The sequence below is a fragment of the Pseudomonas sp. 1D4 genome, assembly GCF_001728925.1.
GTDB lineage: Bacteria > Pseudomonadota > Gammaproteobacteria > Pseudomonadales > Pseudomonadaceae > Metapseudomonas > Metapseudomonas otitidis.
The window spans coordinates 73428-81607 of the sequence record NZ_LXJQ01000027.1 but is presented as its reverse complement, the minus strand read 5'-3'; the positions used below and the strand labels follow the sequence as shown (position 1 = coordinate 81607).

The 8180-nt window shown below is 67.0% G+C and carries 10 protein-coding genes; 7 read left to right on the top strand and 3 right to left on the bottom strand.

Features of this window, described 5'->3' with window-relative positions; all coding sequences use genetic code 11:
• Nucleotides 1-20: 20 nt before the first annotated feature.
• Entirely contained in the window at nt 21-200 is a 180-nt protein-coding gene (locus A7D27_RS15370) for a PA1571 family protein (protein ID WP_069561963.1), read from the bottom strand.
• Between the two features lie 180 nt (nt 201-380).
• Between A7D27_RS15370 and A7D27_RS15365 the strand changes: the two genes are divergently transcribed.
• From A7D27_RS15365 to A7D27_RS15340, 6 genes are all read left to right on the top strand, one after another.
• On the top strand, nt 381-1511 hold the full coding sequence (locus A7D27_RS15365) for an ATP-NAD kinase family protein (protein WP_069565372.1): 1131 nt from the start codon (nt 381-383) through the stop codon (nt 1509-1511).
• A 330-nt stretch (nt 1512-1841) separates the two neighbouring features.
• Entirely contained in the window at nt 1842-2432 is a 591-nt protein-coding gene (locus A7D27_RS15360) for a DUF1287 domain-containing protein (protein ID WP_069561961.1), read from the top strand.
• Nucleotides 2433-2471: 39 nt separating this feature from the next.
• Entirely contained in the window at nt 2472-2915 is a 444-nt protein-coding gene (locus A7D27_RS15355; protein ID WP_170832299.1) for a thiol-disulfide oxidoreductase DCC family protein, read from the top strand.
• Nucleotides 2902-3309 (top strand): DoxX-like family protein, encoded by a 408-nt coding sequence (locus tag A7D27_RS15350; protein ID WP_069561959.1) that lies wholly within the window; start codon nt 2902-2904, stop codon nt 3307-3309. The genes A7D27_RS15355 and A7D27_RS15350 overlap by 14 nt, the downstream gene beginning before the upstream one ends.
• A gap of 12 nt (nt 3310-3321) precedes the next feature.
• Complete coding sequence (locus A7D27_RS15345) at nt 3322-5109, top strand: ABC transporter transmembrane domain-containing protein (RefSeq protein ID WP_069561958.1); 1788 nt, start codon at nt 3322-3324, stop codon at nt 5107-5109.
• Between the two features lie 10 nt (nt 5110-5119).
• Nucleotides 5120-6226: a saccharopine dehydrogenase family protein gene (locus tag A7D27_RS15340; protein ID WP_240923363.1), complete on the top strand. Its 1107-nt coding sequence runs from the start codon at nt 5120-5122 to the stop codon at nt 6224-6226.
• Between the two features lie 55 nt (nt 6227-6281).
• On the opposite strand, the gene A7D27_RS15335 is transcribed toward A7D27_RS15340, so the two are convergent.
• Together A7D27_RS15335 and A7D27_RS15330 are read right to left on the bottom strand one after the other, a co-directional pair.
• A complete protein-coding gene (locus tag A7D27_RS15335) occupies nt 6282-6563 on the bottom strand; it encodes a pyrimidine/purine nucleoside phosphorylase (RefSeq protein WP_069561956.1) in 282 nt (93 codons plus the stop codon).
• A gap of 67 nt (nt 6564-6630) precedes the next feature.
• The gene (locus A7D27_RS15330) at nt 6631-7191 is read right to left on the bottom strand and encodes an exonuclease domain-containing protein (protein WP_069561955.1); all 561 of its coding nucleotides are present in this window, start codon (nt 7189-7191) and stop codon (nt 6631-6633) included.
• Nucleotides 7192-7297: 106 nt separating this feature from the next.
• Here A7D27_RS15330 and A7D27_RS15325 point away from each other — a divergent pair, with 106 nt between their 5' ends.
• Nucleotides 7298-8179: an NAD(P)-dependent oxidoreductase gene (locus tag A7D27_RS15325; protein ID WP_256548434.1), complete on the top strand. Its 882-nt coding sequence runs from the start codon at nt 7298-7300 to the stop codon at nt 8177-8179.
• Nucleotide 8180 lies beyond the last annotated feature (1 nt).

Sequence of the window (8180 nt, the reverse complement as noted above, 5' to 3'; positions counted from 1 at the left end):
CTTTTTCATGCCTGGCCATCCTAGCCCTGGCGAGCGGAGCCGGAGGGCGATTGCCGGTCCAGCTCGCGGCAGGCGCGCTGGATCATGCCTTCGGTGATGGGAATCTCGCGTCCCTGTGCATCGATGATGGCGCCGCCCACCGGTTGCTCGGGCTTGAGCGGGACGACGCGGCGGTTTTCGGTGCGGGTCTGCAGGCTCATGGGGAGGTCTCCTCATCAGGTGGTGTGTGCAGTCTAGGTCCGTCAGATGAAGGCAAGATGAAGGCGATAGCGCCGGGAAAACGTCACATCTTCGGGATCGGAAGCCCGAAGCAGGTGCCGTGCCAGCGCAGCCGCAGCGGTTGACCCGGGCGCGGCAGGAAACGTTCAGACGAGGTGTGCATGTCGATATTCCGAATGGGTCTGATCATCAATCCCCTGGCCGGCGTGGGCGGTCCTGCGGCATTGCGGGGCAGCGACGGTGTGGCCGGGCTCGCACTGGAGCGCGGCGCCGTGCCCCAGGCCCAGCAACGTACGCGCCTGGCCCTGGAGCCTCTGTTGGGGCTGGCGGAGCGCATCGAGTTCCTTTGCCTGCCCGGCGCCATGGGCGGTGAGTTACTGGCGCAGATGGGCTTTCGTCATCGCCTGTTGGGCACGCTGGAGGGGCCGAGCGTGGCTGGCGATACCCGCCGTGCGGTGCAGGCGATGCAGAACGCGGGCGTCTCGCTGATCCTCTTCGCCGGTGGTGACGGGACGGCGCGTGACGTGGGGGACGTGGCGCGAGCAGGCCAGCCGGTGCTGGGCATCCCCGCCGGGGTGAAGATCCAGTCCGGTGTCTACGCCATCAGCCCCCGCGCCGCTGGGGAGCTGGCCCGGCGCCTGGTAGAGGGCGGCCTGGTGCGCCTGGCCAGTGGCGAAGTGCGTGACCTGGACGAAGCGGCGCTGCGTGAAGGGCGGGTGGCCTCGCGCTGGTACGGGGAGCTTACGGTGCCGGTGGAGGGGCACTTCATGCAGCAGGTGAAGCAGGGCGGGATGGAATCGGAGGAGCTGGTGCTGCTGGAGTTGGCCGACTGGCTGGCGGAAGAGTGGCAGCCCGGCGTGCGCTATGTCTTCGGCCCGGGGTCGACCCTTCACGGGCTGGCCGCCAACCTGGGACTGGATGGCACGCTGCTTGGCGTAGATGTGGTGGAGGATGGGCAGTTGATCGCCCGCGATGTGACGGAGGCCGAGTTGCTGGCGCTGGTATCGGACCATCCGGCGTTCATTCTGGTGACTGCCATCGGTGGTCAGGGGCACATCATCGGACGCGGCAACCAGCAGATCAGCCCTCGTGTGCTGCGCGCCGTCGGGCTCGACCGATTGAGGGTGGTGGCGACCAAGCGCAAGCTCGCTACCCTGCAGGGTCGGCCCTTGCTGGTGGACAGTGGTGACCCGGTGCTGGATGCCGCATTCCCAGATGCGATACGGGTCTGGTCGGGCTATCGCGAGGAGCTGCTGTATCCCGTCGGCTGGGCATCGGAAGAGGGCGAGTAGGCCGATGGCTACAGCCTGATCGGCTAAGCCGACGCTCTTGAGTCGACTCCCTGCCCTGGCCTGGTGGGCAGGTGGTGGGTAGGGTGTGCAAGCCTGCTGTCCCGGTTCCCATGCCCGGCGCAATCTCCTCAGGGCTTATGGTTGGGGCGTCGAGCATGGGGACCGGGGCGGCAGGTTCCTTTTGCGGTTTCATCCTCCCTTTCGATATTTCTCCGCTCCCTCGTCTCCTTCCCACACTGTGCGCCAGCACCATGACGTCCTGAGTGTTTCCAGCTAGGGTGGCGCCTGGATTCGTGCCCGTTCGCCAGGGCGCCAGCAAGGGAGGCCGGCATGTGCAGCAAGGCATTCAGGTTCGTACTGGGCATTGGCCTGTGGTGGTTCTGCCTGGTCGGGTGGGCGGCCGTCGACGGCGGGCGCCTGGTGGAGGCGGCCCGCACCCAGGTAGGGGTCACCCTTGGCTATGACCCCACCTACCGGCGCATTGCCTACCCCGGTGGGGATGTGCCCATGGCCACGGGTGTCTGCACCGACGTGGTCATCCGTGCGCTCCGTGCCCAGGGCCTGGACCTCCAGCAGCGCGTCCACGAGGACATGCGCCGGCACTTCTCCGCTTATCCCCGGCATTGGGGGCTGAAACGCCCCGACCCCAACATCGATCATCGCCGGGTGCCCAACCTGATGACCTGGTTCGATCGCCAGGGCCTGTCCCTCAAGGTCGGGCAGGTCGCCGCCGACTACCAACCTGGCGACATCGTCACCTGGGACCTGGGGCGCGGCCTGCAGCACATCGGCATCATCTCCGACCGGCGCAGCCGCGAGGGCACGCCGTTGGCGCTGCACAACATCGGCCAGGGCACGCGGGAGGAGGACATCCTGTTCCGCTGGCCGATCCTGGGTCATTACCGTTTCGCAGCGCACTGAAGCGCGCCTATCATCTCCCCACATTTGCCCCGGAGCTGGATCATGCCCAGTGAGACCCAACCGCCCTTCATCGGTCCAGAAGACCGCGTGGTGCTGTTCGACGGCGTCTGCAAGCTCTGCAATGGCTGGGCACGCTTCCTGATCCGGCATGACCGTCGCGAGCGCCTCAAGCTGGCGTCGGTGCAGTCTCCCGAGGGACAGGCGTTGCTCGCCTGGTACGGCCTGCCCACCGACCACTTCGAGACCTTGGCCTACATCGAGGGCCAGCGTCTGCATGTGCGCACCGATGCGGTGTTGCGGGTGCTCGGGCAATTGCCGGCGCCCTGGCACTGGCTGAGGCTCTTCCGCGTGGTGCCCGCGCCCGTGCGGGACTGGCTCTACGACCGCGTTGCCCTGAACCGCTACCGGCTCTTTGGCCGGCACCCGGTGTGCATGCTGCCCCATCCCGATCATGAGAGGCGCTTCCTGCATGGCGAGCGCTGATCCCAGGCTGTACGCCAGCCTGGCCCGCTGGGGGCTGGCGCTGTTGTTTCTCTACCACGGCATCGTGCCCAAGCTGCTCTGGTTGAGCCCGGGTGAACTGGAGATGATCCGCGCCCACGGCTTCGAGCAGGCGCGGCTCCTAGCGGCCCTGGCCGGTGTGGCCGAGGTGGTGCTGGCCCTGGCATTGCTGGTGGTGCGCAGGCGTCGCTGGCCGCTGGCCCTGAGTGCGCTGGCCTTGATCGGCTTGCTGGTGGACGTGGCAGTGGTGGCGCCGGGCTTCCTGGTGCAGGCCTTCAACCCGGTGTCCACCAACCTGACGGCGTTGTTCCTCTGTGCCATCGGCTGGCTGGCGGAGCGCCCGGAAAACCCGCAGAGTGTCGCCTCTTCCCGTTGATCGAGTCCTGGTATGGGTCTGCTTTCCTCTCGCCGGCGTGGTGCCCTGCGCATGGCGATGCAATTCGTCGCGCCCTACCGCGGCCGGGTGATCGGTGCCCTGCTGGCGCTGCTGTTCACCGCCGGCATCACCCTGTCCATGGGGCAGGGCATCCGCCTGTTGGTGGACCGTGGCCTGGCGACCCAGTCGCCAGAGGCTCTGAACCATTCGATCCTGTTCTTCTTCGCGCTGGTGGTGGCCCTGGCTGTGGGTACCTTCACCCGCTTCTACCTGGTGTCGTGGGTGGGCGAGCGCTTCGTGGCGGACATCCGCATGCGGGTGTTCAACCACCTCATCGAGCTGCACCCGGGCTTCTTCGAGAGCAACCGGGCCTCGGAAATCCAGTCACGGCTGACTGCCGACACGACCTTGCTGCAGTCAGTGATCGGCTCCTCGCTGTCCCTGGCGCTGCGCAACGGCATCATGTTGGTGGGCGGCATCGTGCTGCTCTTCATCACCAACCCCAAGCTGACCGGCATCGTGGTGGTGGCGTTGCCGTTGGTGGTGGCGCCGATCCTCCTTTTTGGTCGGCGGGTGCGCAGCCTGTCGCGGCAGAGCCAGGACCGCATCGCTGACGTGGGCAGCTACGTCGGTGAGACCCTGGGCCAGATCAAGACCGTGCAGGCTTACAACCACCAGGCCCAGGACCGGCTTCGTTTCGGCCGTACCGTGGAAGGCGCCTTCGACACGGCACGCAAGCGCATCGCCCAGCGCGCCTGGCTGATCACCGTGGTGATCGTGCTGGTGCTGGGGGCGGTGGGGGTGATGCTCTGGGTGGGCGGGATGGACGTGATCGCCGGGCGCATCTCCGGCGGTGACCTGGCGGCGTTCGTCTTCTATAGCCTGATCGTCGGCTCGGCTTTCGGGGCCATCAGCGAGGTGATCGGCGAATTGCAGAGCGCAGCCGGGGCCGCCGAGCGCATCGCCGAACTCTTGGCGACGCGCAGCCTGATCCAGGCCCCGCCCGCTAACCAGCTTCAGCGCCTGCCGCCCCGGCCCGTCGGCGCGCTCAGCCTTGAGGCGGTGCGCTTCGCCTACCCCTCGCGCCCGGGTGTGCCGGCCATCGACGGCATCGACCTGGAGATCCGCCCCGGCGAGACGCTGGCACTGGTGGGGCCATCTGGTGCGGGCAAGTCGACTCTATTCGACCTGCTGCTGCGCTTCTCCGATCCGGATTCCGGCGAGGTTCGGGTAGATGGGGTGCCGCTCAGGTCGCTGGACCCGGCCGACCTGCGCCGTTGCTTTGCCCTGGTGTCGCAGTCGCCGGCGCTGTTCTTCGGCAGCGTGGAGGAGAACATTCGTTATGGCTGCCCGGCTGCCACCGCCGAGCAGGTGGAGGCGGCGGCACGTGCCGCCCACGCCCACGAGTTCATTGCGCGCATGCCCGATGGCTATCGCACCCACCTAGGCGATGCCGGAGCCGGGCTGTCTGGCGGGCAACGTCAGCGCCTGGCCATTGCCCGCGCGCTGCTGGTGGATGCGCCCATTCTGCTGCTGGACGAGGCGACCAGCGCGCTGGACGCCGAGAGCGAATACCAGATTCAGCAGGCGCTGCCGGCGTTGATGCAGGGGCGTACGACCCTGGTGATCGCTCACCGCCTGGCGACGGTGCAGCGGGCGGACCGCATCGCGGTGATCGATCAGGGCCGCCTGGTGGCGATCGGTACCCACGCCGAGCTGGTGCACAGCAGCCCGCTGTATGCGCGCCTGGCCGAGCTGCAGTTTTCAACCCATGGGGACGCGGCGGGTGACCGCGCCTGAGGAGCTGTTGGTGTCAACGGAACTGAACGTGCTGGTGCTGGGTGGCTATGGCAATTTCGGCCGCCTGATCGTCCGGCGCTTGGCCAGTGTGCCCGGTGTGCGGGTGCTGGTGGCGGGGCGCAACCTGGAGAAGGCTCAGGCGGTGGCCGAGGCGCAAGGTGCCCGTGCGGTGCGGCTGGATATCGACGAGCCGGGGCTGGCGGAGGCGTTCTCGCAGTTCGACGTGCAGGTGGTGATCTCCACCGTGGGGCCGTTCCAGGGGCAGGACTACCGCGTCGCCGAGGCCGCCCTGGCGGCGGGTTCGCACTACATCGACCTGGCGGATGCGCGGGGCTTCGTGTGCGGCATCACCCGGCTGGACGAGGTGGCCCGTCAGCGCGGCGTATTGCTCTGCGCCGGGGCGAGCTCCGTGCCCGGCCTGAGTGCGGCGGTGGTGGATGAGCTGCTCCCCCGTTTCGGTCGCCTGGAGCGCATCGAGCATGGCATCAGCTCTTCGGAAAAGACGCCGGGCGTCTCCACCCTGGCAGCGGTGCTCAACTATTGCGGGCGGCCGATCCGTTGCTGGCGGGAAGGGCAGTGGCGCTCGGTGCATGGCTGGCAGGACCTGCGGCTGCAGCGCTTCCGCCTGCCCATGGGGGGCCGCTGGATCGGCGCCTGCGATGTACCGGACCTGGAGCTTTTCCCCGCGCGCTACCCCGGGGTGCGGGAGGTGAGCTTCCGCGCCGGTGTCGGCCTGCGTCTGACTCAGTTCGGTACCTGGGCGCTGTCTTGGCTGGTGCGTGCCGGCTTGTTGCGTGATGCCGTTCGGCTTGCGCCGCTGCTGCGGCGGGGGGCGGTGATGCTGGAGCCGCTGGGAGACGGGCTGAGTGGCATGTTCGTGCGGCTGTCCGGCCAGGACCCGAGCGGGCTGCCGCTGACGCTCACCTGGGAGTTGCTCGCCCATGACAACGACGGCCCCAATATTCCCTGCATGGCGGCCGTGGCGCTGGTGCGCAAGTTGGCGAATGGCAGCCTTGTGGCGCGTGGGGCAATGCCCTGCATCGGCCTGTTCAGTACCCAGGAGTACCTGGCAGAGCTGGAGGGCATGCGGATCGAGATCCAGGTGCGCGAGGGCTGATTGCCAGTCATGAAAAAACCGGCCACCAGGGCCGGTTTTTTCATGGGGTCGTAACTCAGCGGTATTCGCAGAGGTAGGCGGTGTCCTGAGCGACCTTGAGCTGGAACTTGCTGTTGGCCGGTACGGTGAACCGGGTGCCGGCGGCGAAGGTTTCCCATTGCTCGCTGCCCGGCAGCTTGACGGTCAGGGCGCCGGCGATGACGTGCATCACTTCCAGCTGGTTGGTGCCGAATTCGTAGTCGCCAGCGGCCATGACGCCAATGGTGGCGGGGCCTTCGCTCATGCCGAAGGCGATGGATTTTACAGTGCCGTCGAAGTACTCGTTGACCTTGAACATGGGGCGGGCTCCTTGGAAAGGGGTCTAAAAAGGCTCGCCAGTATGCCGAAGGCGTCTGACAGCGTCACTAGTCCCTTTGGGTCGGCGATGCTGGCAGGAGAAGGGGCAATAGCCGGGCGGTATTGCGCGCATCTTCCAGGGCGCGGTGCTGTTGTCCCTGGAAGCTGAGTCCGGCCAGTTGCAGGGCGGCATTGAGGCCGACCGGGCGCTTGAGTTGGCGGGCTTTCGCGAAGTGCTGCTTGAGGTTCAGGTGGGGGAGGTTCGCCAGCAGGCTGTTGAGCTGGTTTTGCCGCCACTCCTGTTCCAGTTGGCGGCGGTCGTAGTCGCCCCAACTGCCCCAGCCCACCAGGCGAGCGTGGTGGTTGTCGAGCCAGCGCTCGAAGGCTGTCCAGACGCTGGGCAGGGGCTGCGCGGTGTCCACATTGGCCTGGGTGATGTGAGTGAGTTCGCGGCAGAACGGTGTCAGGCAGGGGCGTCGCTGCGGGCGCACGAAACGCTGGAAGTGGTCCAGCTCACGGCCCTCGGTGCTGACCAGGGTGGCGCCGATCTCGATGATTTCCATTTCCTCCATGGGCCAGCCGCCTTCGTCGGTGGTGGCTTCCAGGTCTATCACCAGCCAGTGCGGCATGGGGCTCTCCTTGGCGCCTGCAGGGTGTCTGCGATGGGCTGCGAGCGAGTATGGGGGCGCTTTCGCGGCACCGCAAACCGCGTGATAGGCTTCTTTGGACAGTCGAATGCGGAGGTGTGAGATGGCGAAGGTGAGCTTTATCGGGTTGGGCGTGATGGGGTTCCACATGGCCGGTCACCTGGCCTGCGAAGGGCATGAGGTGCGGGTCTACAACCGCACGTTGGAGAAGGCCCTGCTCTGGTGTGACGAGTTCGCCGGCGAGTACTTCGCAACGCCCCGCGAAGCGGCTGAGGGCTCCGAGTTCGTGATGACCTGCGTTGGCAATGACGATGACCTGCGTGCAGTACTGCTCGGCGATCATGGCGCCTTTGCCGGCATGTCCCCGGGGAGCCTGCTGGTCGATCACACCACGGCCTCGGCATCCGTGGCCCGCGAGTTGGCGGTCCTGGCTGCGGAGCGGGAGCTGGGCTTCCTCGATGCGCCGGTGTCCGGCGGCCAATCTGGCGCCGAGAGCGGCATGCTGACCATCATGGTGGGCGGCGAACGAGAACTGTACGAGCGGGCGGCACCTGTCATCGAGGCTTACGCGCGGATGAGCCGCTTGATGGGGCCCACCGGTAGCGGGCAATTGACCAAGATGGTGAACCAGATTTGCGTGGGGGGCCTGTTGCAGGCGCTGTCCGAGGGGCTGCACTTCGCCCGCAGTGCCGGCCTGGATGCGGTGGCGGCGATGGAGGTGATCGGTAAGGGGGCAGCGCAGTCCTGGCAGCTCGACCACCGTCACCAGAGCATGCTGGAGGGCAAGTTCGACTTCGGCTTCGCGGTCGATCTGATGCGCAAGGACTACGCGATCGTTTTCGAGGAGGCGCAGCGCAACGGTATTTCGCTGCCGGTGACCGAGCTGGTGGATCGCTTCTATGGGGAGATTCAGCAGGAGGGTGGCGGTCGTTGGGACACCTCCAGCCTGATCACGCGGTTAACCCGCTGAC